Source organism: Paucibacter aquatile (genome assembly GCF_002885975.1).
GTDB classification, from domain to species: Bacteria; Pseudomonadota; Gammaproteobacteria; order Burkholderiales; family Burkholderiaceae_C; genus Paucibacter_A; species Paucibacter_A aquatilis.
This window is the reverse complement of record NZ_POSP01000004.1, coordinates 249,567-275,593: the sequence shown is the minus strand read 5'-3', so window position 1 is coordinate 275,593 and position 26,027 is coordinate 249,567. Positions and strand designations below refer to the sequence as shown.

Sequence of the window (26,027 nt, the reverse complement as noted above, 5' to 3'; positions counted from 1 at the left end):
TGCTTTCGTTCTTTTTTGAAGTTGGGAGTCGACCGCGGGCCTGCTCCGGGCAATCAGCGGCCCGCCGCAGCGGCCGCCAAAGCAGCCAGGGTGTCATCGGGGCGCGGCACGCTGACCTGGCGCGCCTGACCGGCGACCTGGCGCACCAGATCGATGGCCGAGCTGACCTTGCGGGAGCGGGCGTCGAAGTAATGGTTCAGCACGTCCTGGCTGTCACGCAGATCGGCCTGCGCGGTGTCGAACTGGCGACTGAGCAAGGCCAGGCGGGCATTGAGCAGGCGCAGCTTGAGGTTCTCGCGCAGGAAAAACGCCTGCTCGGGCGCCAGCAGCACCGCCTCGGGATGGTCGATGCGGGTGACGCGAACCAGGGTGCGGGTCTCACCCCAGACCAGGCCCGCCATCTCGGCCAGTCGGGTCTTGGCACGCCACCACCAGACCGACAGCGCGCCGTCGTCCTCGCCCGGTGCCGCATCGGCCTTGCCGTCTTGCGCCTTGGCGCTGGCTCCGCTCGGCTTGCCAGCACGGCCCGGCGCCGTCGCCGGCTCGCCGCCACGCTCGGCCACCGCCAGCAGGGGCAGTTCGTCGAGCAGGCGCACCACCTCGTCGAGCTTGATGGTCAGGGTGGACACATCGACCACGCTGATGGCCTTGACGCGGTCCAGATCGCGCGCCACGGCGCGGCGCACGCCTTCCATACGTGGTTGCTTGTAGCGCAGCAGGCGCTCGTCGGCCTGCTTGAGCGTGGCCACCAAGGGCTCGACGCTGCCGGTCACGGCAGCCTGCTGCAGGGCCACGCGGATGGAGGCTTCGATGTCGCCGATCACATTCTCATCGCGCGAGCGGGACATGGACTGGATCAACTCTTCCAGCTGCCCGCGCTGCAAGGCCACCTCGGCCAGGCGGGCATCGAGCAGCGCCACCTTGGCGGCCGTGTCACGGGTCAGGTCTTGCGACTGGCGCGAAGCGGCACGGGCCTCGCTGGCCTCGGCCTGCACCAGCTCCTGGCGGCGCACCAGCTCTTGCTCCAGCGCTTGCTGGCGACTCAGGCCTTGCCATGCCAGGCCGACACCGGCCAGCGAGGCGACGCCAAGCAACAGCAGGGTCACCGGCACCCAGCTCGGCAAGGCGGCGGCGGGCAGCGCGGCAGCGGGAACGGAAGTCACGGAATTCAGGCTCGCGCCGGGCGCATCGCTGGCGGGCGCAGCAGCGCCCGTCGTGGCGTCGAGAGGGGGGGTTTGGGCATCACTCACAGTGAAAATGATTGTAGGCGTCGGCCTGCACCGCACCGAAGGCTTGGGCCACGGCGGCCGCGTCGGGTCGCGTCAAAACCACATGCCCCCAGCCCTCGGCGCGCGCGCGCTCGGCGATGCGGACGTGGGTGGCCAGGCAGCGCTGACGAGACCAGTCCACGCCGGCCGGCGCCAGGCTGTGCAGGTGTCCAACCGCCTCGCCGCTGCTGAACAGCCAGAGCATGCGCTGTGGCTGCGCGAGCAGATCGGCCAGCTCCTGCTGCTGCGCCGCATCCAGCTGCGGGCAGCCGCGCCGGTAGACGCTGAAGAACTCAACCGGCGCCGCACCGCGCTCGCGCAAGCGCTCGGCCAGCCAGTCGCGGCCGCCCTCACCACGCAGCATCAGCACCGCCTGGCCTTGCCAACCCATGCCGCTGAGCTGGGGCCACAAGTGCTCGGAGTCGAGGCTGGGCGCGTCGGCCGGCGGCTGGATGATGCGGGAAGCCGGCACGCCGGCCGCCTGCAAGGCGCGCGCGCTGCCGGGCCCGACACAGGCGGCCAGACAGGCCGCGGGCCATTCAAAGCCCGCCGGTGCTTGCGCAAAAAAGCCCTCGACCGCATTGGGGCTGACGAAGAAGGCCAGACGCGCCCGTGGCAAGGCCGCCCAGGCCGCTTGAGCCTGCTCGGGCGCCGCGGGGCTGATGGCCAGCAGCGGAAAGCTGCGCGCCGGCACGCCCTGCGCTTGCAAGCGCTGCAGCCAGTCGCCGGCCTGCTGCTGCGGCCGGGTCAGGATCAATTGCAAAGCGGCCGTTTCGGGCGACGCCATGGCGGCGAGCGAGTCAGGCTGCGGGCAGATAGTCCGCCGCACCCAGATCACGCAGGGCTTGGGCCGCCTGCTCGCCCAAGGCCACGGCTTCGGCATCGCTGCGCACCACGGCCTGCAGCTGCGTCTTCAGCAAAGGCCGCTCGGGCGACTCGGCATGGCCCAGGGCCACGGCCACCAGCAACTGCTCGCCCTGCCAGCGCGCATGGGCTGCAAGCGGCATGCTGCAGCTGCCGCCAAGGCTGCGCGAAACGGCGCGTTCGGTCTGCGTGGCCAGCCAGGTCGGGCGGTCGATCAAGGTGGCCAGCTGAGCGTTGAGTTCTGCCGCATCGGCGCGCAGCTCGATGCCGAGGGCGCCTTGGCCGGCGCAAGGAATCATCTCCTCGACGCTGAAATGGCTGCGGATGCGATCCGCCAGGCCCAGGCGCTTGAGGCCGGCCGCGGCCAGGACGATGGCGTCGTAGCCACCTTCATCGAGCTTGCGCAAGCGGGTGTCGAGATTGCCGCGCAGCGGTTCGATGCGCAGATCGGGACGCAAGGCCTTGAGCTGGGCCATGCGGCGCAGGCTGGAGGTACCGACCAAGGCACCCTGCGGCAACTCGGTCAGAGAGGCATAACGGTTGGACACCAGAGCATCGCGCGGGTCTTCGCGCTCCAGGATGGCAGCCAGGGCGAAGCCCTCGGGCAGCTCCATGGGCACGTCCTTGAGTGAATGCACGGCCAGATGGGCACGGCCCTCTTCCAGCGCGGTTTCAAGCTCTTTCACGAACAAGCCCTTGCCGCCGACCTTGGACAGGGTGCGGTCGAGGATCTGGTCGCCGCGAGTGGTCATGCCCAGCAGCTCGACGTTGAGATGCAGGCTGTGCTCCAGCAGCGCCTTGACATGCTCGGCCTGCCAGAGGGCCAGACGGCTTTCGCGCGTGGCGATGACGATGGTTTCTTTCATGGCCGGCATGCTAGCAGGCGGCTGTTGTAACTCAGCCGAAATTGGCGAGCCGAAGAAACTGCTAGAGTTGGATTAACGTAACCTTGTTACATCACCCCTGTCCAGCCGAGCCCCGCCATGCCCGCCTCCTCGAAAGCCACCCCGCGTCGCGCCAAGTCCGCCCCTCCGGCCCCCACCAGCAGCCGCCAGGCCGCCGACAAAAACCAGCCGCTGATGGACGACATCCGCCTGCTGGGGCGGATTCTGGGCGAGGTGATCCGCGAGCAGGAAGGCCGTGAGGCCTACGAGTTGGTCGAGCGCATCCGCCAGCTTTCGGTGGCTTTCCGCCACAAGCACGATGCCGCCGCGGGCAAGAGCTTTGACAAGCTGCTCAAGAGCCTGTCGGGCGAGCAGACGGTCAGCGTGATCCGTGCCTTCAGCTATTTCTCGCACCTGGCCAATATCGCCGAGGACCGCCACCATGTGCGCCGCCGCGAGGTGCACGAGCGCGCCGGCAGCCTGGCCGAGGGCTCGCTGGCCTTTGCCCTGGAGCGCCTGCACGAGGCCGGCGTGCGCCCGGCCGAGATCGCCAAGACCTTGCAGCACGGTTTCATCTCACCGGTGCTGACCGCCCACCCGACCGAGGTGCAGCGCAAGAGCATCCTCGATGCCGAGCGTGCCGTGGCCCAGCTGGTGGAGCAGCGCGACAGCCTGCACAGCGAGCGCGAACGCCGCGACAACGAGGCCTTGATCCGCGCCCGCGTGACCCAGCTCTGGCAGACCCGCATGCTGCGCTACAGCAAGCTGACCGTGGCCGACGAGATCGAGAACGCCCTGTCCTACTACCAGGCCACTTTCCTGCGCCAGATCCCCAAGCTCTACGCCGAGCTGGAAGAGGCTCTGCCCGGCCATGAGTTCAACAGCTTTCTGCGCATGGGCCACTGGATCGGCGGCGACCGCGACGGCAACCCCAATGTCACCGCCACCACCTTGCGCCATGCGCTCTCGCGCCAGAGCGAGGTGGCGCTGCGCCACTACCTGACCGAGCTGCATGAGCTGGGCGCGGAGCTGTCCATCTCGGCTCGGTTGGCACAAGTCACGCCCGAGATGCAGGCCTTGGCCGAGCGCAGCCCGGACCGCAACGAGCACCGCATGGACGAGCCCTACCGCCGCGCCCTGACCGGCATGTACGCACGCGCCGCCGCCAGCTTGCAGCAGCTGACCGGCACCGAGGCCCTGCGCCACGCCGTGGCCCCGCAAGCGCCCTACGCCAGCCCGGACGAATTGCTGGCCGATCTGCAGGTGATCGAGCGCTCGCTGCGCAGCCACCATGCCGGCGCCCTGATCGCGCCGCGCCTGAAGCCCCTGATGCGCGCCGTACGCGTGTTCGGCTTCCACCTGGCCACGCTGGACCTGCGCCAGAGCTCGGACCAGCATGAGGCGGTGATCGCCGAGCTGCTGAGCACCGCCCGCGTCGAGGCCGATTACAGCGCCCTGGACGAAGCCGGCCGCCGCGCCCTGCTGCTGCGCCTGCTGCAAGACGCCCGGCCACTGCGCGTGCACGGCGCCCAGTACAGCGAGAAGACGGTGGGCGAGCTGGCCATCTTCGAGGCGGCGCTGGAAAGCCTGCAGCGCTTCGGCCGCGAGGCGCTGCGCCACTACATCATCAGCCACACCGAGTCGGTCAGCGACCTGCTGGAGGTGCTGCTGCTGCTCAAGGAAGTCGGCCTGCTGCGCGGCACGCTGGACGGCGAAGCGGTCAGCGACCTGATCGTCTCGCCGCTGTTCGAGACCATCGGTGACCTGCGCGAGGCGCCGCTCATCATGGCCGAGTTCTACGCCCTGCCCGGCATCTCAGCCCTGCTCAAGCGCAGCGGCGGTGAGCAGGACATCATGCTGGGCTATTCCGACTCCAACAAGGATGGCGGCGTGTTCACCAGCAGCTGGGAGCTTTACCGCGCCGAAATCGCCCTGGTCGAGATGTTCGCCACCCTGCCCGAGGCCCGCGGCATCACCCTGCGCCTGTTCCACGGCCGCGGCGGCACGGTGGGCCGCGGCGGCGGCCCGAGCTACCAGGCCATCCTGGCCCAGCCACCGGGCACGGTGAATGGCCAGATCCGCCTGACCGAGCAGGGCGAGGTGATCGCCTCCAAATACGCCAACCCCGAGATCGGCCGGCGCAATCTGGAAACCCTGGTGGCCGCCACGCTGGAAGCCACCCTGCTGCACCCGACCAAGAGTGCGCCCAAGAGCTTCCTGGAGGCCGCGCAAGCGCTGTCGGACCTGAGCTTCGGCGCCTACCGCGGCCTGGTCTACGACACGCCCGGCTTTGCCGAGTATTTCTTCGCCGCCACGCCCATCCGCGAGATTGCCGAGCTCAATATCGGCTCGCGCCCAGCCTCGCGCAAGCCCACCCGGGCCATCGAAGACCTGCGCGCCATCCCCTGGGGCTTCAGCTGGGGCCAGAGCCGGGTCGCCCTGCCCGGCTGGTGCGGCTTCGGCTCGGCCGTGCTTGAGTTCCTCGGCCCCGAGGGGAGCGAGCAGCATGCCAAGAACCTGGGCTTGCTCAAGCGCATGTTCAAGCAATGGCCTTTCTTCCGCACCCTGCTGTCCAACCTGGACATGGTGCTGGCCAAGACCGATCTGGCGATTGCCGAGCGCTATGTCGACCTGGTCGAAGACAAGCGCCTGGGCAAGAAGATATGCGCCGCGGTCAAGGCCGAGTTCGAGCGCACCAGCCTGGCGCTGAGCCTGATCACGGGCGAGCGCGAGCGCCTGGCCGGCAACCCGGCCCTGGCGCGATCGATCAGCCACCGCTTCCCCTACATCGACCCGCTCAACCACCTGCAGGTCGAGCTGCTGCGCCGCTACCGCGCGGTGCCGCTGGAGAGCCGCGCCAGCGACCCCAGCATGGAACGCGTCCAGCGCGGCATCCATCTGTCGATCAACGGCATCGCCGCGGGTTTGCGCAACACCGGCTGATCCGGGCTCAAGTTCCAGGCCGGGGCGGCCGACAACTGCGGAAGAAGCAGCAGCCGCACCAAGGAGCCCCGCATGGAACTCGCCAACACCGCCCTGGTCCACAAGGCCGGCTCCGCCGCGCCTGGCAGCGTGCAATCGAGCGCGCAGATGCTGGTGCTGAAAAAAGCCATCGACCAGCAAGCGCAGGGCGCCCTGCAACTGCTGGACGCACTGCCGGCCCAGCCGGCCCTGGCCAGCTCGGGCTCGCTGGGCACCCGGCTCAACGTCTACGCCTGAGGCCGCCGCCGCCCGGTGATTGCTGGGCGGCGTTTCGGCCCTAGATCCCACCTCAACTCCGCGCCTCAGCGCCGCCGAGCTCCTGTAAGCTTGCCATCAAACACTGGGCGCTGATCGCTCAGGCTTGCAACGCAAGCCGAGCGACACCAGCCCAGCGACCGCGTTGCCATGTGCACAAGGGAGCTTATGCGCGTCGATACCCCGTACTCCAAGATTGAAGCCCTGGTCGTGGACGATATGGCCACCCAGCAGACCACGCTGCGCGGCCAGCTGGGCATGCTGGGCATCGGCAAGATCGATGCCGCAGGCTCGGCCGAAGACGCACTGCGCATGGTGCGCGCCAAGCACTACGGCCTGATCCTGTGCGACTACAACCTCAACCACAAGACCGACGGCCAGCAGCTGTTCGAGTTCCTGCGTGAAGGTCGGCTGCTGGCGCAAGACACCTTGTTCTTCATGATCACGGCCGAGAGCAACTACAACTCGGTGGCGTCAGCGAGCGAGCACATGCCCGACGCCTACCTACTCAAGCCCATCACCGCCGGGGACATCGAAGACCGGCTCAAAAGCCAGCTCGACAAGCGCCACGCCCTGCTCGACATCAACAAAGCCCTGAGCAAGAACGATCTGCCCGCCGCCCTGCTCGCCTGCGACGCCTTGCTGGCCAAGAAAGACCGCTGGTTCATGCATGCCCTGCAGATCAAGGGCCAGACCTTGCTGGACCTCGGCAATGCCGATGAAGCGCGCCAGGTCTACCAGGGTGCGCTGGACCTGCGTGCCGGCCTGATGTGGGCCCAGATCGGCCTGGCCCGGGCACAGAAAGCGGCCGGCAAGTTCGAGGAGGCCAAACGCTTGGCCCAGGCCATCCTCAGCTCACCCGAGGGCGACAAGAACCTGGCCGCTTACGACATCGCCGCCCAAGCCCTGGAAGCCCTGGGCGACCACGGTGCCGCCATGCAGATGATGAAAAAGAGCGCCCAGGTCGTGCCTTCGGCACGGCGCCAGCGCCAACTGGCCGAGAGCGCCTACCGCAACGGTGATCTCGCCACCGCCAAGGCCAGCCTGCAAAAAGCCGTCAAGTTCAGCCAGGGCGCGATCACGGCGCAGGCACAGGATCTGCTGTCCCTGGCCCAGACCCAGATCGACCTGGGCGAAACCAAGGAAGCGCTGGAATTGATCGCCGACAGCGCCACCCGAGCCACCCGCGGCGCTCAGGAGCCCGAATTCGAAGCCGTGGCCCTGGCCCTGCGCGCGCAAGCCCATGCCCTGCAAGGCGAGAGCGAGAAAGCCGCCCGCGAAGCCGAGCAGGCTCTGGCCCAAGCGCCCATGACCGGCAAGGCCGATTTCGCCACCGTCACCCTGGCACGCGCCGCCTTGCTGACGGGCCAGATCGAAACGGGGCTGAAGCTGATCAACCAGGCGGTCAGCGCCGACCATGAAAACAGCCGCATCCAGCAGCTGGCCTGCAAGGCCTTGAATGACACCGGCCACAAGGACCAGATCGAGGGCGTGGTCCATGCCGCCAGCAAGGGCCTCAAGACCCGTTTGCACGAGGCCAAGATGCTGCTGCGCGCCGGGCAGCTCGATGAAGCGCTGCAGGCCATCGAGGCTGAGCTGGCCGAGTACCCCGAGAACACCACCGTGCTGCTGGAATGCGCGCAGATGAACTGCATGGCGCTGCGCTTGAAAAAGAAGCTCGACGACAGCCGTCTCAACCAGGTGCGCGACTATCTGGCCCGGCTGGAAAAGCTGATGCCCGGCAACGATCGCGTGGCCCAGATGCGCCGCTACCTGCGGGAGACTTTGGCCGCCTTGCAGGGCAATTCGCCCTTCAGCATCAGCGCGACTGCGGCACCGGCTGGCCGCGCTGGCGCATGAATCGCGAGCTGCTGGCCTTGCTGGTCCATGACCTCAAGAACCAGCTTGGCGTGCTGGAGGCTGAATTGAGCCTGCTGGTTGAAGCGCCTGAGGCCGAGGCTGCCCACCGCGCCCATTTGCACTGCGCCCAGCTGCGCCAACGCCTGATAGCGTATCTGACGGTTTACGCCACCCCTCATGCCAGGCTCACGGCGCAAATGGAGGATGAGTCGCCGCGGGAATTCCTCCAGCAGATGCTGCGCGTGGACTCACGCCCTGACGGCGCTCCGCTGAGCCTGGATGACTGCACAGCTGCGCCTGCCTTCTGGTACTTCGACCCACGCTTGGTGCGCCTGGCCCTGGAAGCGGCCCTGCACAACGCCTGGCGATTCGCGCGCAGCGAAGTGCGCCTGAGCGCCCAGCTTGAGGATGGCTTCCTGGTGCTGGCCGTCGAGGATGACGGTTTGGGTCTGGACGCCAAAGACCCTGCCGCCCGCTCATCCACGGGCCTGGGCTTGGAGCTCTGCGCGGCCGTTGCCCGAGCTCATCAGCTCGGCGAACGCCAGGGCCGAGTCGTGTTGAAGCCACGCGACGCGGCGCAACGCCAGCGTGGAACCCGGTTCGAGATCTGGCTGCCCTGAGGCCTCAGGCCTGAGTTTCAAGCGAGCAGGCGCAAGCTCCGGCGCCCACCTTTTCAGCGCCCTGACCCGTGAGCAGCCAGCACATGGGCCGGCAAGGCGGCGTGAGGCTGGGCAGTTCGGGCATTGAAACTCACCAGCAACTTGTAAGCACCACCTTGAGCCACGCCAGGCACACAGTTGATGAAATTCATGGCACGTCGAACCGCTTGGCGGTACTTGAGCCCCCCGCCCTGCACACGCAGGTCGATCGGTTCCGCGCCTTCCAGCTTGAAAGCCACGGTCACCACCGATTCACGACCCTCTTGCTCAGCCACCCAGCTGAGCTGATCATCCAAGACTTGCGCAAAGCCGGGGCAGGCATCCCCCAGGGGCGGCAAGCTCAAATCACCGGCAGCCGGGCCGATGACAGCCACGCGCTGCAACTGTGATTGAGCATGCGCAATACCCAAATTCAGACTCAAGGTCACCGCGGCCATGAGCGCTGCCGAAAGAGATGTGGACTTCTTCATGAGGACTCCGTTCTGAGGTCTGAGGTGTCACAAGTCCTTGAGGCCGGCACAGGCCCGAACTCGTGATCTGGGAGTCAGCGTAGAAGTCGCGTCAGCAGCCGCCAAGCGCTGTGGGACGACGGCCAGGAAAACAAGGATCAAAACCCCAAAACCCGGCATGAAAATGGTTCGGCACCGCGCCTGGATCTGCAAACCGCCAGGGCATGGACCGGAACTCAGAAGGGATTGATGCTCTTCTCGCGCCGGTAATGGACATAGCCAACGCTGGCGCCGGCCCGCATGCCCACGCCAAGACGGATGGGCGCCAAGGTGATGCCCTTCAAGCGCTGGTAATTGATGCCGGCGCCGCCCACGTAGTACAGACTGCCATCCACACCTGGAAAGCGCTGGTAGATGGCCGAGGCCTTGGGCAGGTGGTAGACCAGGGTGAATACCTTGGAGGCATTCGCGCCGGCGTCAAAACCGATCGAAGGCCCGGCCCAGAACACCGGGGCACTGGCGCCTGTTTTCATCTGCAAACGTCCCTCACCGTAGCGAAGACCAATGCTGAGCGCGGCACTGACTTCCTCGCCCTTGACGTATGCGTTGGGTCGGCCCTGCTCCTTGAAGGCCTTTTCGATCACGCGGGCCAGACCTTCGGTGGTGCTGCCAAAGAAATCGGTCGCAGCCTTGAGAATGGAATCCTCGTCGTAGCTGTTGGATTCATCCTCGGTCGCCGGTGCCGCGAGTGCGTTGTGCGCAGCCAGCGTGCTCAGCGAGGCGGCGGCTCCAAGCCAGCCGCCCAAGCGGCGCAGTTGCGAGCGCCGATCCGGGTCCATCATGTGTTCGCCCATGGGGCACCTCCTTGCAAGTTCAAACCCATCTGCAGCAGGATTGATCAGCACACACGTGCGCTGCGTGAAGGCCTGCACGTGAAACTGTCTTCGTAGCCACTCGCACGCAGCCTACACTGTGCGGCGCTGAAACAGCCTGCGCTGCTGCATCTTCTTACACCATGAGTTCGAACCCCGACCTGCCCAAGCTGGCGCTGGCCCTGGAATACGCCGACCTGGCCGCCGCCCTCTATCTGGCAGGGGGCAGCGACCATGCAGCGCGCCTGTTGGCAGCCGCTGCGGAGGAAGTGCTGGGCGATCTGGCCAAATTGCTGGGGCCCCATGCGCACAGCGACGAGGTGCAGACCTTGCTGGCACGCATCGCCCTGCGCTACCGGGCGCCGGTGATCGAACCGCGCAGCCATATGCAAAGCCGCCAGTCCGAGGGCCGGGCGCTGGATCACGCGGAGCCGCGTGGCCTGCCGATGGGTGAAGCTCGGCAATCCACTGCTGCCTATTTGCGCGCAGCCTGGTACACGCTGGAATCCATGGGCTTGGAATCGGTGGTGCCTGCGCGCCTGCGCAAGGCTGTGGAGCTCAGCACCATCTGCGAACCCTGGAGCGGCTGAGGGCCTCTGCACGCCTCAAGTGCAGCATCGCCCCGAGAGAATCAGGCGGCTGTTTCGAGGCCTTTTTCCATGCGCCTGCGGGCTGCCCCCTCTGCTAGCATCCATTGAGCGCCTCGAGCGTCCACGCTTTGCGACTTTGGGAGACTGCCATCAACACCGAACGCCGCCAGTTCGCCCGCGTCGCTTTCGACGTCAAAGCCGAACTCATCACCACGCAGACCGCCCTGCAAGCTCAGGTGCTGGACCTCTCCCTCAAAGGTGCGCTGCTGCTCTTGCCATCAGGAAGCGGCGCGAATGTGGGCACGCCCTGCCTGCTCAAGATCACCTTGGCCGACGGCGAAACCACCATCTCCATGGCCGGCGAGTTGGCCCATATGCATGACGACCGCGCCGGCATGCTCTGCCGCAGCATCGATATTGAGAGCATCACCCATCTGCGCCGCCTGATCGAGATGAACCTCGGCGACGCGAGTTTGGTGGAACGGGAACTGGCCGCGCTGTTCAGCGCCTGATCGAACGGGGGCATCGGCCCCAAGTCACAGTGGCTGCGTGATGAATCGACGCAAGACAGCATATGCTGCGTCCGGGTCGTCACGCCAGGCACCATGACCGACGCCAGCAAAAGTCACCAGCTCACCCAAGCCCGCAGGCAAGGCGTCTGCAATCTCCTGCGCATCTTCGGGCGGACACACAGGATCCTGATCACCGCACATCACCAGCACCGGGCATTGCGCCGAGGCCAGGCCGGGCAGCAGTTGCATCTGCTGCTTTTCACCCGCCACGAAGTGCAAAAGAATCTCGGGCTTGATCAGGGTTCTCGCGCCGGCGTCAGGGTCCAGCGGCGGACGGGTGTTGTAGAGGCTGCGCACACCATCCCAGTAGGCATGCCAGGTCTGCATCGAAGGCCGAAGCCAGAAGTCCTCGGCCAAGGCCCTCGCGTGTGCGCCACCGCGGCGCTCAAACGCCGCCAGCTTGCGCTCCAGCCCCATGTGATGCGAAGTGCTGGACAAGATGACCTTGCCGGCATGTGCTGGGTGGCGAGCCAGATAACGTTGTGCCACAAAGCCGCCAAAGCTCTGCCCCAGCACGATGGGCTTGACCAAACCCAGCGCGTCACAAAGCCGCACCACATCGTCGGCCCAGGTATCCAGGTTCCACTCCTCGGGCGGGCGCGGGTCGCTGCGACCATGGCCACGGTGGTCATAGAAGATCACTTGAGCCACATCGGCCAAGGCGGCAAAGCCAGGCTTGAAAGCCGCGTGGTCAAAGCCCGGGCCACCGTGCATGCAGATCAGCGTAGGCAGCTCGCGCATGCGCGGCCCATCAGGTAGGAGGCCAGGGCCTTGCACGTCGACAAACAGCCGAACTCCGGCTTCGATTTCAATTCGCATGATGAGACTTCACTCCTGGCGCGCATCCTAGCCGCAGGCCGGCACAGCGAACCTCGGTTTACCAACTGCCACCGTAATGGGCGACCAGGCCGCGCCAGAAGGCATCCGCCTCGCGCCCCAGGCTGGTGTCTCCCGCGCGTGGCTTGGCGTTCGCACTGGTTTGAACCATCACCAACTTGAGCGCCGGATCGACAAAAATCATCTGCCCATACACGCCCAGCAAGGCGAAGCGTCGTGCCCGCCCGGGGAAGGTCCAGAACTGATAGCCATAACCGAAGTACGGCGTGGCCTGGCCCGGCGCGAACTGGGGTGGATGGCGGCTGGCATCGGTGGCCTCCTGCACATACTCGCGTGGCAGCACCTGCTGGCCGGTATCCGGGCGCAGGCCGTCATGGGCCAAAAGCCAGCCCAGACGGCCGTAGTCGCGTAGCGTGGCGTTGAAGTTGCCGCTGCCAATCTCGACACCCTGACGGTCGGTGCGCCACAAGGCGGAGCTCTCAGCGCCCATGGGCTGCCAGAGTCGACGCTGCAGATAATCACTCAGGCTGCTTCCGGTGGCCGCACGCAGGACCAGAGTCAGGACGATGGTGTCGGCGCTGGCATAGTTGAAACGCTGGCCGGGCTCAGCCGCGCGCTCGCTGATCTGCTGCGCCGCGAGCTCCAGTCCTTCGCGGGCCGCCACGCGCCCGAAGTACTCCAGATCATCGCTGCCGTCATAGCGCTCACTGAAACGAGCGCCCGAGGCCATGCGCAAGAGGTCCCTCAAGCTCACACGTCCGAATTGGCTGTGCGCCAGACTGCTGACGTATCGCTCGGCTGGATCTTCGATCGATTTGATACTGCCATCTTGCAAAGCCAGGCCAATCGCAAGAGACACCAAGGACTTGGCCACGGAGTTCGAGAGAAATCGGTCCTGCGCACTGCGGCGGTACTGATAACGCTCAATCTGAACAGCACCGTCCTTGATCACCAAGAGCCCCATGACGCGTTGGCGTGCCAGATAGTCATCGACACTGAGATTGCGCAGCGCATCGACATGCCAACGGATCGTCGGCTCACGTGCGCTTCGCATCAGCGGCATCACCTGGGAGCTGGGAGCCAGCTCATGCACGCTGCCATTCATCAACCCAGGGATCTCGGCCTGATGGGTGAACGAGCCCACACGCACCAGCTCGGAGGTGAACCAGTTGCTGGCCTGCCCCACCGGGTAGCCCAGGCTGCGGCCCAAGCGCTCCTCGTCCGGCGCAGCCGACACGGCCGTGTCCAGACCCACCATCGCAAGGGCAAGAAAGAGACTCAGCAAGCGACACTTGCCAAATGAGAAAAAGACAGCAGTTTTCATGGAGCCGCGCAGCTTGCCAGTTACGCATGCGCAGAACAAGCGGGATATGGCCTCGGTAGAAAAAGCGCGGGGCGGGACAGACAAACTGTGCTACATTAGCTGCATAGATACGCACAAGACCGTTTCTTCAAGGTCTTCAATCTGCAGCCCCGCCGTACGTTCGCTTCATTCGTCGCGCCAGGCTCGCTTCAGTTTCAACTCCCCGTTTGACTGTTCTTGAGTGTTTCTGTCTCCGCAGGCTTTGCGTTGTCGCGAGCCAAGGAGTATTTTTAATTTGTTCAAAAGGAACACATCATGACAACACTGCAAACCGGCACCGTGAAATGGTTCGACGACGGCAAGGGCTTCGGCTTCATCACGCCTGAAGACGGCTCCAAGGACCTGTTCGCCCACCACAGCGAAATCCGCAACAACGGCGGCTTCCGCACCCTGGCCGAAAACCAAAAGGTTGAATTCGAAGTCAAGCAAGGCCCCAAGGGTCTGCAAGCTTCGAACATCCGCGCTCTGTAATTGAGCCCGGCGAGTGGTGCCCTCGGGCGCCGCTCACCTGATGGGTTGGCGTGCAAGCGTCAACCCATTGTTTTTTGCGACACCCGGGCTTCTGACCCGACTCGCAAAAGACGCAACACCAAGAAGTAGAAAAACAAACGAAGAAGACAAGTCGGGCCAGCATCGCGCTTTGCTGCTCATTCAGTCAAAGCGCAAGCACTGAACCCGACAAGCCCTGCCGATGATGGCAGGCTGAGGCGGCCTCGCCATGGCCGAGCACCTCAAGCCAAGCCGGGCATCCCAAGCCCAGCCCTGAGATCGATGGAGACCTTGAGGACTCTCGATCCACTGCATGCCCCAACATGCCGTAGCAAGCTCCCCTCCCCTGTTTCGAACGCTTTTCCGTACTCCTTGGTCTGAGTTTTTCTTTCTCATTCCGAAACTGGCGGCACGGGCCCCAAGCCCGCCGCACCGCAAGAAAAAAACAATATGCAAAACAAGCACAGCATCGAAGTCGGCAAGTACCTGGTGTCACCCATGATCAAGCCGCAATCGGATGGCAGCTTCGCCGCCTCCGTCTCCATCCGCTCGGGCCAAGGCATGGCCAGCCACGACCGCGTGATGCGATTCACCCCCAGCTTCCACAGCCCGCGCGCCGCCATCCGCTACGCCACGGCCGAAGGCCTGGCCTGGATTCAGGCCCACTGAAACCTGCCCACACGGGTAAGCCTGCACGACGCAGAACGCTCGTGCTTGCGCTTCAGGGATTCATCGCCTCCCACCCACTGACCGAACCACCCGCGGTCGAGCGCAGGTCCAGCACGATCAGCTCGTTGCGACCCTGCCGCAGCCAGGGCGCGGGCAAGTAAAGCCGCTGCTGCGGGCCGATGGCCCAGTAGCGGCCGAGGTTGTGGCCGTTGACCCAGACCATGCCTTTGCCGAACTGGGACAAGTCCAGAAAGGTGTCGGCTGGCGTGCCAGCGATCTCGAAACTGGCTTTGAAGAATCGGCCCGGTCTTGGGTCCAGCGCCGCCGCAGACGCCGCGGCCGGCAGCCCCTGCACCCAGCGCTCGCGCAGAGGCAGCGGGTGGTGGTCCCAGCCCAGCAAGGTCATGCCGTTGAGGCTTACCCGTTCGGTGATGCCTTTGCGGTCGACCAGCAGCGGGCCGAAGTTGATGCGGCCCATGGCCTCGACCAGGATCTCCAGCAGCGGCTCGGCCGCCTCGCTGGCGGGCAGCTCCAGGCTGTTCTCACCCAGGCGGCGGTCGAGGTGGCCGATCAGGCGGCCGTCCAGATACACGCTGGCCAGGTCGTGCAGACCATGCAGGACCAGCTTGCCGCTGCGCGCGCCGACCAGGCGGGTGCGGTAGAGCATCAAGCCCTGCTCATGGCTCAGGGCTTCGAAGGTCTTGGGATGCGAGCTGCGCCGTGCTGGGGGCAGGTGTTGCCAGAGCGAGGCATGCGGCTCCAGCTGCAGGGCCGGCAGACTCATCACCGGGATCGGCGCGGGCAGCTCGGGCAAAGGGCTGCGATCCTGGCGCAGGGCCGCGATGCGCTCGCGCAGCTGGAAGTACTTGGCGCGCGGCCGGCCTTGCTCGTCGATCGGCGCGTCGTAGTCGTAGCTGGTGACATCGGGCTCATAACCCTTGCCGCCTGAGTTGGCGCCGGCGGTGAAGCCGAAATTGCTGCCACCGTGGGCGACGTAGAAGCTGAAGGACTTGCCTGCGCGCAGCAGGAAGTCCACCTCCTTCAACAAAGGCTCGAGCTCGGGCCGCGCCCAGGCCTCGCCCCAGTGGGTCAGCCAGCCGGGATAGGTTTCGCTGCTGAACACCGGCACGCCGGGGTTGATGCGCCGAGCCAGCTCGAAGTGGGCCGGCTCGCTGCCCGAATCCAGGCCCACGGCCACGCCGGGCAGGCTGCCGGCGCCCAGCATCTGGGCGGTCGGGCCGTCGGCGGTGTAGAACGGGATCTGCCAGCCCTCGGCGCGCCACAGCGCGGCCAAGCGCTTGAGATAGCCGCGGTCATTGGCATAGCTGCCGTACTCGTTCTCGATCTGCAGCATGGCGATCGGCCCGCCGCGCTGGATCTGCAGCGGCGCCAGCGCCCGGGACACGGCGCGCACATAACGCGTCACCGCCTGCAGATAGCGCGGGTCCTGGCCACGCAGGCCGATGTCCGCATGGGCCAGCAGATAGGGCGGCAATCCGCCCAGATCCCATTCACCACAGACGTAAGGCCCGGGTCGCAGCAACACCAGCAAGCCCTCGGCCTGGGCCAGGCGGGCGAAGCGGGCGATGTCGCGGCTGCCGGTCTTGAAATCAAACTGGCCCGGCCGCGCCTCGTGCTGATTCCAGAACAAATAGATCGGCACCGCATTGCAACCCATGGCGCGCGCCATGCGCAGGCGGTGCTGCCAGTACTCGGGCGGGATGCGCGCGGGGTGCATCTCGCAGCCGATCAGCTGGGTGGGCTGGCCATTCAGCAGGAACTCATCCCGGCCCAGCTCGAAGCGCGCGGGCGCGCTCCAGGCTGGGGCAGAAATCGACCCGGCCAGGGCCAGCGCCAGCAGGCCGGCAATCCAGGAACTGCGGCGCGGCGTGCTGCTCATGCGGCGGCTCAGTATTTGTCGTCGAAGGCGAAGATGGGCTTGCGCGTCTTCCACAGGCCTTCGGTGAAGTCTGGGAAAGCCAGGGTCTTGAAGCCCTCGGCGATGGACTGCTCGGACAGCGGCGTGATCGCGCTCCAGGCGACGGCGTCGTAGATATCAATAGGCATGGGCGCATTGGCCTTGAGCGCTTCGACAAAGGCGTGGACGACAAAGAAGTCCATGCCGCCATGGCCGGCGCCTTCGGCCTTGGCCGCGTACTTCTTCCACAGCGGGTGATCGAACTTGTCCTGGTAGGCCTTGAAGTCCTCCCACTGGTGGGGCTTGCTGATGCCTTCGATGTGGATGGAATGGTTCAGGTCCATCCACAGGCCATCGGTGCCCTGCACGCGGAAGCCCAGCGAGTAAGGGCGCGGCAGCGAGGTGTCGTGCTGCAGGATGATGGTCTCGCCGTTCTCGCAGGCCAGGGTGGTGGTGACCACATCGCCGAGCTTGAACTTCACCTTGGCGCTGGGGTGGTCCTTGGCGCCCATCTTCTTGCTGATGTAGTCGTTCAAGCCCCGGGCCTTGCTGGCAAAGGCATTGATGTGGGTGAAGCGGTTGCCGCGGTGGATGTTGGCGTACATGGCGCAGGGGCCGATGCCGTGGCTGGGGTAGAGCTCGCCGTTGCGCTGCACCGAATGCTCGGTGCGCCAGCGCGCCTCGCTCCAGCCCTTGGCGCCGAACTCCACGCCGCTGCCGTAAGGCTTGTTCGGGTCACCGTTGTTGAACTTCACGGCGCGCAGATCGTGCTGGTAGCCGCCCTGCAGATGCACCAGCTCACCGAACAGGCCGGCACGCACCATCTGCAGCACCGCCATCACATCGCGGCGGTAGCAGACGTTTTCTAGCAGCATGTAGGGCGTGCCAGTGCGCTGCTGCGTGCGCAGCACGTCCCAATGGTCTTGCAGGGTGATGCCGGCCACCACCTCGCAGCCGACCGGCACCTTGGCATTCATCGCATCGATGGCCATGGAGGCATGCAGCTCCCAGGGCGTGGCGATGATGACGCCGTCCAAGCCTTTTTGCTCCAGCAGCTTGCGGTAGGCAAGCTTGTCGCCGCTCTCGCCGTAGGTCTGCGGCTTGGCTTTCTTGAAGCGCTCCACCATGGCCAGCGCACGGCCCAGCATGATGGGCTCGATGTCACACAGGGCCACCACCTCGACATCGTCGCGGCGCAGCAGCTCGGTCAGCAAGACCTGGCCCCGCATGCCGGTGCCGATCAGGCCCAGGCGCAGGCGTTCCCGGCCGGCGGCGCGGGCGGTGGGCATCAGGGTGCTCAGGCTGGCGGCGCCCAGGGCGGCGGAACTGGAGGAAAGAAAGTGGCGGCGTTGCATGGTGCGTGCGTGCATGAGGAAAAGAAAAAGGGAGAAATGTCGGTGGGCGCGGTCAGCCGAGGGCACCGGCGCATTGTGGCGCCAGCCTGCCTCGGCGGGCCTTCATTCGGGCAAGGAGCTCAGGTCCACCGTGGGCTTCTTGCCGCCCAGCGGGCGGGTGAAGGATTGATTGGCGGGCACGGTGGCGTTGAAGAAGCCGCCGTTGCGCAGGTAGAACTGGCCGCTGGCATCGACACCCCCGGCAAAGTCCAGGCGCTGGCGGTTGCCGCCGGTCGGGTCCACCGTGAACCAGCCCTTGTTCAGCTCGGTCCAGGCGCCGCTCTTGTTGACGGCCCATTGCTGGCCCATCAGCATCTTGCGGCCAGCGAAACCGTTGGTATCGATGAAGTTCTCGCAGAAGGAATGGGCGCCGGTCAGCCAGGTGTTGGTGGCCGGGCGCTTCCAGGTGGCGATGAAACGCCACTGGCCTTGCTCCACCGCGTAGAACCAGGACGAGTACAAGGTGTTGCCCTGGCCGTCCGGACGCACGCGGGTGATGAAGGGATAGGTGGTGCCGGCCTTCCAGGGGTAGACCAGATAGCTCTGGCCGCCCGTGCCCTCGCCGCCGAACTCATTGCTGACGACCTCGGGGCCCTTCTTCACCAAGGTGGTCTTGCCGCTGTCGGCATCCCAGACGGAGAACAGCACCCAGCGCTCTTCCTCCTTGACCTGGATGCCGAAGTAGCCTTCGCCAAAGCCATTGGCCATGAAGTAGGAGCCCACGGCATCCTCGCCGACGGGAATGGTCAGCTCGTTGTAGAGGTACTCGGTGTGGGCCGGCGTGCTGTAGCTCATGTGCACCGAGGGCCCACGGCGCGACCAGTAATAGCCCCAGTCGGCATCGAGGTTGGCATAGACCAGGCCGGCCGCTGCCGTGCCGCTGAGCTCGATGGCCTGAAGCTGCGCAAACTCAGGCCCGGTGCGGCTGATGCCCTGCACGTCGATCCTCACGTAGCCGGCCTGCGGCACATCGATGGTGGCCAGGGTGTTGAAGGGGCCGGCCGTCGGCGTCAGGCGCAGATTGAATGACTTGCCCAGGGCCGAGACCCGCACCTGGCTGACGCTGCCCGCCGGCACCGTGCCCTTGAGGCTGATCTTGAACTTGCCGGGCTGGGCCACACGAACCCAGCTGCTGATGACGGTGCGGGCATCGCGCCAATCCATCAGCCCCTCGTTGTAGGAGATCCACTCAGGCGCATCGGGCGCGGCGCTGGTGATGAAGGCATTTCCGGCCAGTGCCACACGTGTTGGGGCCAGCTTGGCCACGGTGGCCGAGCCCGGGGCGGGCATCAAGGCCGCCGCCTGGGCCATGGCGCTCAGGCCGAGACAGGCGCTCAGCAGCAGCGCACGAGGCAACAGAGATCGAAAGTCTGACATGGCAGTTCTCGCAACAGACGTCCGTGGCACAAGCCGGGCACGTCGAGAAACAGGAAGGCGGGCCGGGGCACTGCCCCGGCCACACCAGATCACCAGAACTTGTAGCTGGCGGACAGGCTCAACATGCGGCCGTAGATGTTGTAGCGGTGGTCATAGCCTTCCCAGCCGTTGGGGTCGTAGTAGGGCTGGCGGTTGAACAGGTTCTTGACGTTCAGGCCCAGGTTCAGGTGCTTGATCGGCGTCCAGTTCAGCGACAGATTGACCGTGGTGTAGGACGGAATGCCGCGGCGGCAATCGTCCGCGGTCAGGGCGCCACCCTTGGTCGCGCAAGCTTCCGGCGTGTAGGTCTCGTCGCCCGGGTAGTCGGCCCACTTGCGGGTGCCGGTGTAGTTGACGAAGACGCTGGTCGTGAAGTCCCGGTACTTCCAGTCAGCATTCAGCGTGGCCGTGACCTTGGGGTTGCTGTGCAGACCGATGTAGTTGCCCGACCAGCCCTCACCATCGTCGTAGTTGTAGATGGTGCGGTTCATGATGGTGGTCTTGATGCCCAGACCCAGGCGACCAAAGTCGCCCAGGCTGAAGCGGCCTTGGGCATCGAAGTCGAAGCCGTCCACCAGGGTGCGACCGCGGTTCAAGTACTTGTTGACCAGGCCGGCCAAATTGCCCGCTGAGTACTTTGGCACTCCGGCCGCGCAAGCCGCCGCATTGGCCGGGTTGGCGCACATGGTGGCCACTTCCACCATCACGGCCTTGTCACTGTCGGACAGCGGCACACGCTGGGCATTGGGCGCGCCTTCCAGGCCCGGGCCGTACTTCTCGACCGCCTCCTTGAACAGCCGGCCGAAGTCCTCGCGCACGATCTCGTTGCGACGAGAGACAAAGAAGTAGTCGGCCGAGACATTGAAGTCCTTGTGCGGCTGCAACACGATCCCCAGGGTCGAGATCTTGGCTTTCTCGGGCTGCAGGTCCTTGTTCGGCGGGGTCATACCACCGACGACCGTGTTGCAGTTGCTGTTGAAGAGCTGGGTGCCGCGCTCGCGCTCGGAGGCCACGGCTGACTTCTTCAGCAGGTTGGCGATTGCATCGGTCTCGAGACAGCGCAGGCCATCTCGCACCGCCGTCTGTGCAAAGACGCCGCCGTTGCCGGACTCGGCCAGATTGGGCGCACGGAAGCCTTCCGAATAGGTGCCGCGCAGCAGCAGTTCGGGCATGGCTCGGTACTTCAGGCCCACCTTGGGCGCCAGATTGGCAGCGAAGTTGGGGTATTTGTCCAGACGCACGGCAGCGTCCATCTCCAGGTTCTTGCTCAGGGGCACGATGGCTTCGCTGAACAGCGCCGCCACATTGCGCTCGCCCTTGAACCAGGAGCCGCCCTGCTGGGTGATGTCACCGGCCGCTGCCGCCGGGTTACCCGGGGTGTAGAACTCCTCACGCATCAGCTGGGCACCGAAAGCCGCACGCACGGCGCCCGCGCTGAGCTGTGCAACCTCGCCCTCGACCTTGCCGTCCCAGGTGGCCAGACGGGTCCAGGAATGGATGTCGAAGGTCGGGAAGGCTTCTCGCAGCAGGGCCGCATTGGATGCGCTGATCTCGCCGAACTTGTAGGCCGGATTGTCAGCAATATAGGTGCGCTTGGTGACCGGATCGACGGTGTAGGGACCGAAGGCCTTCTCGAAGCCCTTCTTGCTGGTGTTGATGGTCTGGAACAGGGTCGAGTGGCTGCCGGCCAGGCTGAAGGCCGACTCGTAGTCCCATTTGCCGAAGCTGCCGCGCACGCCGCCCAGCACCCGGTAGCTGTTGTCCTCGTTCTTCTGGCCAATGTGGTTCCGATCGTCCAGCAGGTAATACGTCAGGCCCGCGGCGCCGCCCATCTTGGCCTTGAGCTCAGGCGTGAGCTTGTTGTAGACGTTGTTGGGGCCCAGGAAAGGCTGAGTGAAGGTGTTCAGCGTGGTGCCGGTGTCACGCGAGAACCAGTTGCTGCTGGAGCCGCTGTTGAAGAAAGCCGGGCGGTTGATCGAGTGAAGCTGGATGTGGGTGTAGTTGGCCTGGCCGAAGAACTCCATGTCGGGGCTGGCGGCATAGGTGCCGTTCAGGAACAGGGTGGCGCGGTCCGAGGCGCCCACCACGGCCAGCTGGTAAGGCAGGTTGTTGATCGCGCAGCTGGTGTTGCTGCCGGTGGTGACGATGCTGGTGCAGCCCGGCACCGCCATGCTGGAGCGGGTGTTCTTGCTGTCGAACACGAACAAGGTGCCCGGGTTCAGCACGCCCGGCGTGCTGCCGTCGCTGATGCGGAAGTTCTTGATGTAGTTCGGGTTGTCGATGTAGTAGCCGGCCGGGCGCTTGTCCAGCGTGTCCTGGGGCGACACGGTGTCACGCTTGTAGAGATTGACCGAGCCGTAGACATTGAACTTGTCGCGCGCCAGATCGCCAAAGCCGAACATCGCGCTGGCCGAATGCTGACCGTAGGCTTTGATGCGCTGCGAGCTTTCGGTGTTGGCACTCAGCTGCAGGCCGGTGAACTCCTTCTTGGTGATCACATTGATCACGCCAGCCACGGCATCCGAGCCGTAAACAGCCGAGGCGCCGTCAGTCAGGATTTCCATGCGCTCGATGGCGGCCGCTGGAATCGTGTCGATGTTGACGAACTGGGTCTGGAAGCCGTCCGGTGCGCCGTAGAAGGACAGGCGGCGGCCGTTCAGCAGCATCAGCGTGCCCTGCGCACCGAGGCCGCGCAGATTGGCCTGCGAGGCGCCATCGGTGCCGGTGAACATGGAGCGGAAGTCCTGCAGCGCCGGCATATTGGCGGGCAGGTTTTCCAGCACCTGCTGCAGGGTCTTGGCGCCCATGTTCTCGATCTGCTTGGCGTCCACCACCTGCACCGGCGAGGCGGTCTCGGCGTTGATGCGCTTGATGCTGGAGCCGGTCACCTCGACGCGGTCGAGCTTCTCGCCCGCTTCTTTGTTGCTCGGGTTCGCGGTTTGGGCTTGGGCCCAGGACGCCAGGCCGGCTGCGGCCAGGACGGCCACCAGTTTTGTCGTTTTTCTCATCGTCTCATCTCCAAGGTTTGGGCACGCCGCAACGCGGCTGGCCTGTTTTTGCCAACGAACAGGGGTCAGTGAAGGGTGGGTGGGGTCGGTGCTGGCTGGGTCGTCAGCGCGGTGCTGCGTTTTCCGCTCGCGACGGCCTTGAGGGCGTCGCGTCGAAACTCACGGTGGCGCCTTCCAAGCCCAGCAAGGAAGCATTGGCCCAGTTGGCGCAGACCTTGTGGGCCTGGCTGCCGGTGGCGCGCAGGGTGCGCAGGCTCAGATGTTTAAGCCCCCGCACATCGAGCTCGGGTTTGACCACGGCCGGTGCCTGGATGCGGCCGCTGTCGTAGAGCAGGCGGCCATCGCCCCAGACCTGGAACTGCAGGCCGCCAAAGCTGCGGCAGCTGTCGTCCACACCAAGGTCAGCACGGAACAGGTTCCAGCGGCCGCTGAGGCTGAAGTCCAGGCGGCTGCTGGCGCCCACGCCCAAGCCCTTGTGGAACTGCAGGCCGTTCATGCGCATCTGCGCGGCGGCGCTGGCTGGTCGGTCGCGGCGTGCGGCGCCGACGGCCGGCAGCTCGGAGAGGTAACGCTGCTGCTCGGCGGCGCCTTCGGCAGCACGATGTTCGAGCACATGGAACTCCGACAAGGCGATGGGCTCGACCTCGCTGGGCAGCAAGGCATTGAAGGCTTTGGCAGCTGCTTCGCCGCCCGTTTCGGCCGCGGCCCCGTCAGCAGCGGCATCGGCCACCTTGTTGTGCGTGCTCAGCACGCGGAAACGCAGCAGGCGGCCGGCGGCCGGCTTGGGGAAGTTGAGGGTCTGCAGGCCCTCCTTCAGCGGCAGGCGGCCAGCCAGCACCGGGGCGCCCCAGTCGCCGTTGTTGTCGCCCATGTAGACCTCGAAGTCGCGAACCTGGCCGTACTTCCAGTTCTTGTCATTGCGCGGCGCGATCTCGATGCCGTCGATCAGGCGGCGCTCGCCCAGGCCCAGCACCCATTCATGCGGCCCGGCCTTCATGGCCTGGTTGCGGGTGGTGCGGAACCAGGTCTCGGGCTTGCCGTCAAACGCACGCTCGATGTGGTGGCCCGGCTCTTCGGCCGGGCGGTTGACCACGGTCAGGCTGTCCACCGGCACCTGGCGGCCCAGCACCGGGGCGGCCGGGAAATCCTCGCTGCCGGCCAGCACGCTGCCCGCGGCGATCTTCAACAGGAAGCTGGCCGACTGGCGGATGGAGCGCGGGCCGGTCTTGATCTGCACCGTGCCGAAGCGGTCGGCCGCATCGAAGAACCAGCCCTGGCTGGCCGCTTGCAAGGCCTGGGCATCGGCCAGCTCAGGCAGAACCTGACCGCCCAATTCCACGGAAGCCGGCTTGACGCGGGTGTGCACGCTCAGGGCCAGGCGGCGCTGCGCCAGCTGGCCGGCGTACTCGCCCTCGACCGCGCCGACCTCCACCCGCACATCGCCGGCGCCATCCAGCGGCGCGCTCATGCGGATGAGCTGTCGGCTGCTCTTGCCCTGTTCGCGGTACTGGCGGGTCAGGCCATCGTCCTCGTACAAAGTGAAGCTCGATTCTCCGTGGGGATAGAGGTCCAGGCCCAGCTCGTCCTTGGGCTTTTCGCCGTCGTACAGGCTTTCCGGGTAGAGCGGCAGGATGGCGCCGCCGCGCACAAAGACGGGCAGCTTGTCCAGGCCGACCTGCAGATCGATCGTGCGGCCGGCCTCGGGCGCGCGCACGCTGCGGCCGTCCCAATAGTCGAACCAAAGGCCTTGCGGCAGGTGGATGTTCTTGCGCCAGCCGCCCGAGGCGGCCTGGCTGCGAAAGACCGGCGCCACCAGCAGATCACGGCCGAGCAGGAACTGGTATTTGTGCGCCTCGGTGAAGGCAGCCGGGTCTTGCGGGTGGTCCCACATCAGGCCGCGCACCAGGGGCGCGCCGCTGACCTCGGCCTCATGGGCCAGGGTGTACATGTACGGCGTCAAGCGCATCTTGAGCTTCAAGTACTTGCGGTTGATGCTGCGGTAGGGTTCCTCGTAGGCCCAGGGGTGTTTGCGCGCCGCCTCGGCCCAGCCACTCATGCCCATCAGCACAGGGGTGAAGGTCTTCCACTGCAGGTCGCGGGTGTAGGTCTCGGGGCTGCCGCCGAAGATGGCGTCCACGTCGCCGGTGGCATAGACCTGGCCCGAAAGGCCAGAGCCGATCAGGGTCGGGATGTGCCAGCGGATGTAGTCCCAGCTGCTGCTCTGGTCGCCGGTCCAGGTCACGGCATAGCGCTGGATGCCGGCCCAACCCATCACGGTCCACAAAAAAGGCCGCGCGTCGGAGTTGTCGAGAATGCCCTGGAAAGCCGACTGGTTGGCGTCCATGGCGAACTGGTAGCCCTGGCCCGTCCAGGCCACGTCCAGCTTCTGCGCACGGCTGCCGGCGGTGCCGACTTCCCACTTGATCTTGTCCACGCCGTTCTCGGTCCACAAGCCGGTGCGGAAGCCCAGATCGGCCAGGCCCGTCACGACATCGGGCAGGTCGGTGTAGCCGCAGCCGTAGCCATCGTTGGGCAGGATCCAGCCGCCGGGCATGTCGTGCTCGCGGTACTTGCGCGCCACCGAGTTCAGCACATCGGGTGTCTTGCCGGTCGGGCCATCACTCCAGCCCTTGGGCACGGTGCCGGGCTTCTTGACGTTGTCGCCGTCGTTGTAGCAATCGGCGTCACCATATTCGTAGGCCCAGCGTGGCAGCAGCCGGGCACGGCCGGTCAGCTCGGTGTAGCGGGCCAGCACCTCGCGAATACTGGGGCCAACGAAGAAGAAGGCGTCGAAGCGACCCTCCTGGTGCTGCAGCGAGATCTGCTCGGGCGAACGCAGGTCGTAGCTGCCATTGCTCCAGGTGTTGCGCAGCATGCCCCAGCCGCGCGAGCTCATCAGGAAGGGCGCGGGGCTGGGCCGATCGCCCTCTTCCCAGCCGCCCGAGTACGAAACCTCAAGCTGCTTGCCCTTGAACTCATAACGGCCATTCTGCTGGCCACCGCCGAAGAAACGTTCGTCCTTTTGGCTGCTCAAGGTCTGCACGCTGAGCTTGTCGGCGATGTCCAGGCTTTGGGTTTCCTGCCAGAGCAGGCTGCGGTTGTCGGCCTTGTACAGCGCCAGGCGCAAGGGCTTTTTGTAGACGCGCAGGGCCAGGGCCTCGGTCTTGAGCAGGTGGTGGTCGCCCTGATCGCTCCAGCTGTGGGCCACCGGCTGGCTGACCGTCTCGATGACGATGGGCGCCGCCTTGTCACCGGCGGACTGCAGCTGATCCTTGGCCCCGGCCCAGAGGCGCAGCACATCGGGCTTGAGCAGGCTGATGCGCAGACGCATCTTGCTGTCGGTGCGCAGATCCCACTGCTGCAGGCCTTCGCCCGGCGCCGGCGTGGCGGAAGCCGGCACGGCCTGAATCTCGCGCAGCGCACCCAGCGGCGCCGCCGCCACCTCAGCCGCAGCCAGCAGCAGGCCACCGCAGACCTGGAGCACAGCCAGGGCCAAGGCCGGCGTGCGCAGCGCGGTGCTTGGCGCATGGCTTGGCAGCGTCGGCTGCGGTAAGCGGTTCTTGACCATCTGCATATCCCTCTGAATCAACGACGTCCTGCAAATCCTCGCTGCCGCCTTTGGAACTGGCGCGGCCGGGTTTGCGGTGTGTGGGTGAGGCCGCCCGGGTGAACGGCCTT

Annotated in this window: 20 protein-coding genes; 8 read left to right on the top strand and 12 right to left on the bottom strand. The window is 65.8% G+C overall.

Annotated features, from left to right (window positions below; genetic code table 11):
* Positions 1-53 precede the first annotated feature (53 nt).
* The 3 genes from C1O66_RS20860 to hemC all read right to left on the bottom strand — a co-directional run bounded on the left by C1O66_RS20860 (position 54) and on the right by hemC (position 2,998).
* The gene (locus C1O66_RS20860) at positions 54-1,163 is read right to left on the bottom strand and encodes a uroporphyrinogen-III C-methyltransferase (RefSeq protein WP_243392907.1); all 1,110 of its coding nucleotides are present in this window, start codon (positions 1,161-1,163) and stop codon (positions 54-56) included.
* Between the two features lie 79 nt (positions 1,164-1,242).
* On the bottom strand, positions 1,243-2,055 hold the full coding sequence (locus C1O66_RS20855; RefSeq protein ID WP_165794721.1) for a uroporphyrinogen-III synthase: 813 nt from the start codon (positions 2,053-2,055) through the stop codon (positions 1,243-1,245).
* Positions 2,056-2,068: 13 nt separating this feature from the next.
* Positions 2,069-2,998 (bottom strand): hydroxymethylbilane synthase, encoded by a 930-nt coding sequence (hemC, locus tag C1O66_RS20850; protein WP_243392906.1) that lies wholly within the window; start codon positions 2,996-2,998, stop codon positions 2,069-2,071.
* Between the two features lie 117 nt (positions 2,999-3,115).
* Here hemC and ppc point away from each other — a divergent pair, with 117 nt between their 5' ends.
* The 4 genes from ppc to C1O66_RS20830 all read left to right on the top strand — a co-directional run bounded on the left by ppc (position 3,116) and on the right by C1O66_RS20830 (position 8,733).
* Positions 3,116-5,959 carry a phosphoenolpyruvate carboxylase gene (gene ppc / locus C1O66_RS20845; protein WP_102769948.1) on the top strand — a complete coding sequence of 948 codons (2,844 nt, stop codon included), beginning with the start codon at positions 3,116-3,118 and terminating at the stop codon, positions 5,957-5,959.
* A 72-nt stretch (positions 5,960-6,031) separates the two neighbouring features.
* Positions 6,032-6,235, top strand: coding sequence for a YjfB family protein (locus C1O66_RS20840; protein ID WP_102769947.1), 204 nt, complete (start codon positions 6,032-6,034; stop codon positions 6,233-6,235).
* Between the two features lie 186 nt (positions 6,236-6,421).
* Entirely contained in the window at positions 6,422-8,113 is a 1,692-nt protein-coding gene (locus C1O66_RS20835; RefSeq protein ID WP_165794720.1) for a response regulator, read from the top strand.
* Positions 8,110-8,733, top strand: a complete 624-nt coding sequence (locus C1O66_RS20830; RefSeq protein WP_102769945.1) for a sensor histidine kinase — start codon at positions 8,110-8,112, stop codon at positions 8,731-8,733. Before C1O66_RS20835 ends, C1O66_RS20830 begins: the two co-directional genes overlap by 4 nt.
* Before the next feature lie 53 nt (positions 8,734-8,786).
* Here C1O66_RS20830 and C1O66_RS20825 read toward each other — a convergent pair whose 3' ends face one another.
* Both C1O66_RS20825 and C1O66_RS20820 read right to left on the bottom strand, forming a co-directional pair.
* Positions 8,787-9,242: a hypothetical protein gene (locus C1O66_RS20825; protein ID WP_133155317.1), complete on the bottom strand. Its 456-nt coding sequence runs from the start codon at positions 9,240-9,242 to the stop codon at positions 8,787-8,789.
* Positions 9,243-9,457: 215 nt separating this feature from the next.
* The gene (locus C1O66_RS20820; protein ID WP_207796048.1) at positions 9,458-10,075 is read right to left on the bottom strand and encodes a DUF1134 domain-containing protein; all 618 of its coding nucleotides are present in this window, start codon (positions 10,073-10,075) and stop codon (positions 9,458-9,460) included.
* Positions 10,076-10,236: 161 nt separating this feature from the next.
* Here C1O66_RS20820 and C1O66_RS20815 point away from each other — a divergent pair, with 161 nt between their 5' ends.
* On the top strand, positions 10,237-10,683 hold the full coding sequence (locus tag C1O66_RS20815; protein WP_102769943.1) for a hypothetical protein: 447 nt from the start codon (positions 10,237-10,239) through the stop codon (positions 10,681-10,683).
* A gap of 128 nt (positions 10,684-10,811) precedes the next feature.
* A complete protein-coding gene (locus tag C1O66_RS20810) occupies positions 10,812-11,195 on the top strand; it encodes a PilZ domain-containing protein (protein WP_223696834.1) in 384 nt (127 codons plus the stop codon).
* A 24-nt stretch (positions 11,196-11,219) separates the two neighbouring features.
* On the opposite strand, the gene C1O66_RS20805 is transcribed toward C1O66_RS20810, so the two are convergent.
* The gene (locus C1O66_RS20805) at positions 11,220-11,996 is read right to left on the bottom strand and encodes an alpha/beta fold hydrolase (RefSeq protein ID WP_243392905.1); all 777 of its coding nucleotides are present in this window, start codon (positions 11,994-11,996) and stop codon (positions 11,220-11,222) included.
* 136 nt (positions 11,997-12,132) lie between these two features.
* The gene (locus C1O66_RS20800; protein WP_102769941.1) at positions 12,133-13,350 is read right to left on the bottom strand and encodes a serine hydrolase domain-containing protein; all 1,218 of its coding nucleotides are present in this window, start codon (positions 13,348-13,350) and stop codon (positions 12,133-12,135) included.
* Between the two features lie 369 nt (positions 13,351-13,719).
* On the opposite strand from C1O66_RS20800, the gene C1O66_RS20795 reads away from it, so the two are divergent.
* Both C1O66_RS20795 and C1O66_RS20790 read left to right on the top strand, forming a co-directional pair.
* A complete protein-coding gene (locus tag C1O66_RS20795; protein ID WP_058720877.1) occupies positions 13,720-13,926 on the top strand; it encodes a cold-shock protein in 207 nt (68 codons plus the stop codon).
* A 468-nt stretch (positions 13,927-14,394) separates the two neighbouring features.
* A complete protein-coding gene (locus tag C1O66_RS20790) occupies positions 14,395-14,613 on the top strand; it encodes a hypothetical protein (protein ID WP_102769940.1) in 219 nt (72 codons plus the stop codon).
* Between the two features lie 52 nt (positions 14,614-14,665).
* Here C1O66_RS20790 and C1O66_RS20785 read toward each other — a convergent pair whose 3' ends face one another.
* The 5 genes from C1O66_RS20785 to C1O66_RS20765 form a co-directional block, all read right to left on the bottom strand.
* Positions 14,666-16,513 carry a beta-galactosidase gene (locus C1O66_RS20785; RefSeq protein ID WP_102769939.1) on the bottom strand — a complete coding sequence of 616 codons (1,848 nt, stop codon included), beginning with the start codon at positions 16,511-16,513 and terminating at the stop codon, positions 14,666-14,668.
* Positions 16,514-16,521: 8 nt separating this feature from the next.
* The gene (locus C1O66_RS20780; RefSeq protein WP_223696835.1) at positions 16,522-17,901 is read right to left on the bottom strand and encodes a Gfo/Idh/MocA family protein; all 1,380 of its coding nucleotides are present in this window, start codon (positions 17,899-17,901) and stop codon (positions 16,522-16,524) included.
* Between the two features lie 87 nt (positions 17,902-17,988).
* Positions 17,989-19,302, bottom strand: coding sequence for a DUF3472 domain-containing protein (locus C1O66_RS20775; RefSeq protein WP_102769938.1), 1,314 nt, complete (start codon positions 19,300-19,302; stop codon positions 17,989-17,991).
* 89 nt (positions 19,303-19,391) lie between these two features.
* The gene (locus C1O66_RS20770; protein ID WP_102769937.1) at positions 19,392-22,349 is read right to left on the bottom strand and encodes a TonB-dependent receptor domain-containing protein; all 2,958 of its coding nucleotides are present in this window, start codon (positions 22,347-22,349) and stop codon (positions 19,392-19,394) included.
* Positions 22,350-22,452: 103 nt separating this feature from the next.
* On the bottom strand, positions 22,453-25,923 hold the full coding sequence (locus tag C1O66_RS20765) for a TIM-barrel domain-containing protein (protein WP_243392904.1): 3,471 nt from the start codon (positions 25,921-25,923) through the stop codon (positions 22,453-22,455).
* Positions 25,924-26,027 lie beyond the last annotated feature (104 nt).

Excerpts from the sequence above, each read along its gene's own strand:
- C1O66_RS20855 (WP_165794721.1), bottom strand. The coding sequence starts at position 2,055 with ATGGCGTCGCCCGAAACGGCCGCTTTGCAATTGATCCTGACCCGGCCG.
- hemC (WP_243392906.1), bottom strand. The coding sequence starts at position 2,998 with ATGAAAGAAACCATCGTCATCGCCACGCGCGAAAGCCGTCTGGCCCTC.
- ppc (WP_102769948.1), top strand. The coding sequence starts at position 3,116 with ATGCCCGCCTCCTCGAAAGCCACCCCGCGTCGCGCCAAGTCCGCCCCT.
- C1O66_RS20840 (WP_102769947.1), top strand. The coding sequence starts at position 6,032 with ATGGAACTCGCCAACACCGCCCTGGTCCACAAGGCCGGCTCCGCCGCG.
- C1O66_RS20835 (WP_165794720.1), top strand. The coding sequence starts at position 6,422 with ATGCGCGTCGATACCCCGTACTCCAAGATTGAAGCCCTGGTCGTGGAC.
- C1O66_RS20830 (WP_102769945.1), top strand. The coding sequence starts at position 8,110 with ATGAATCGCGAGCTGCTGGCCTTGCTGGTCCATGACCTCAAGAACCAG.
- C1O66_RS20825 (WP_133155317.1), bottom strand. The coding sequence starts at position 9,242 with ATGAAGAAGTCCACATCTCTTTCGGCAGCGCTCATGGCCGCGGTGACC.
- C1O66_RS20820 (WP_207796048.1), bottom strand. The coding sequence starts at position 10,075 with ATGGGCGAACACATGATGGACCCGGATCGGCGCTCGCAACTGCGCCGC.
- C1O66_RS20815 (WP_102769943.1), top strand. The coding sequence starts at position 10,237 with ATGAGTTCGAACCCCGACCTGCCCAAGCTGGCGCTGGCCCTGGAATAC.
- C1O66_RS20805 (WP_243392905.1), bottom strand. The coding sequence starts at position 11,996 with ATGCGCGAGCTGCCTACGCTGATCTGCATGCACGGTGGCCCGGGCTTT.
- C1O66_RS20800 (WP_102769941.1), bottom strand. The coding sequence starts at position 13,350 with ATGGTGGGTCTGGACACGGCCGTGTCGGCTGCGCCGGACGAGGAGCGC.
- C1O66_RS20790 (WP_102769940.1), top strand. The coding sequence starts at position 14,395 with ATGCAAAACAAGCACAGCATCGAAGTCGGCAAGTACCTGGTGTCACCC.
- C1O66_RS20785 (WP_102769939.1), bottom strand. The coding sequence starts at position 16,513 with ATGAGCAGCACGCCGCGCCGCAGTTCCTGGATTGCCGGCCTGCTGGCG.
- C1O66_RS20780 (WP_223696835.1), bottom strand. The coding sequence starts at position 17,901 with ATGCACGCACGCACCATGCAACGCCGCCACTTTCTTTCCTCCAGTTCC.
- C1O66_RS20775 (WP_102769938.1), bottom strand. The coding sequence starts at position 19,302 with ATGTCAGACTTTCGATCTCTGTTGCCTCGTGCGCTGCTGCTGAGCGCC.
- C1O66_RS20770 (WP_102769937.1), bottom strand. The coding sequence starts at position 22,349 with ATGAGAAAAACGACAAAACTGGTGGCCGTCCTGGCCGCAGCCGGCCTG.
- C1O66_RS20765 (WP_243392904.1), bottom strand. The coding sequence starts at position 25,923 with ATGCAGATGGTCAAGAACCGCTTACCGCAGCCGACGCTGCCAAGCCAT.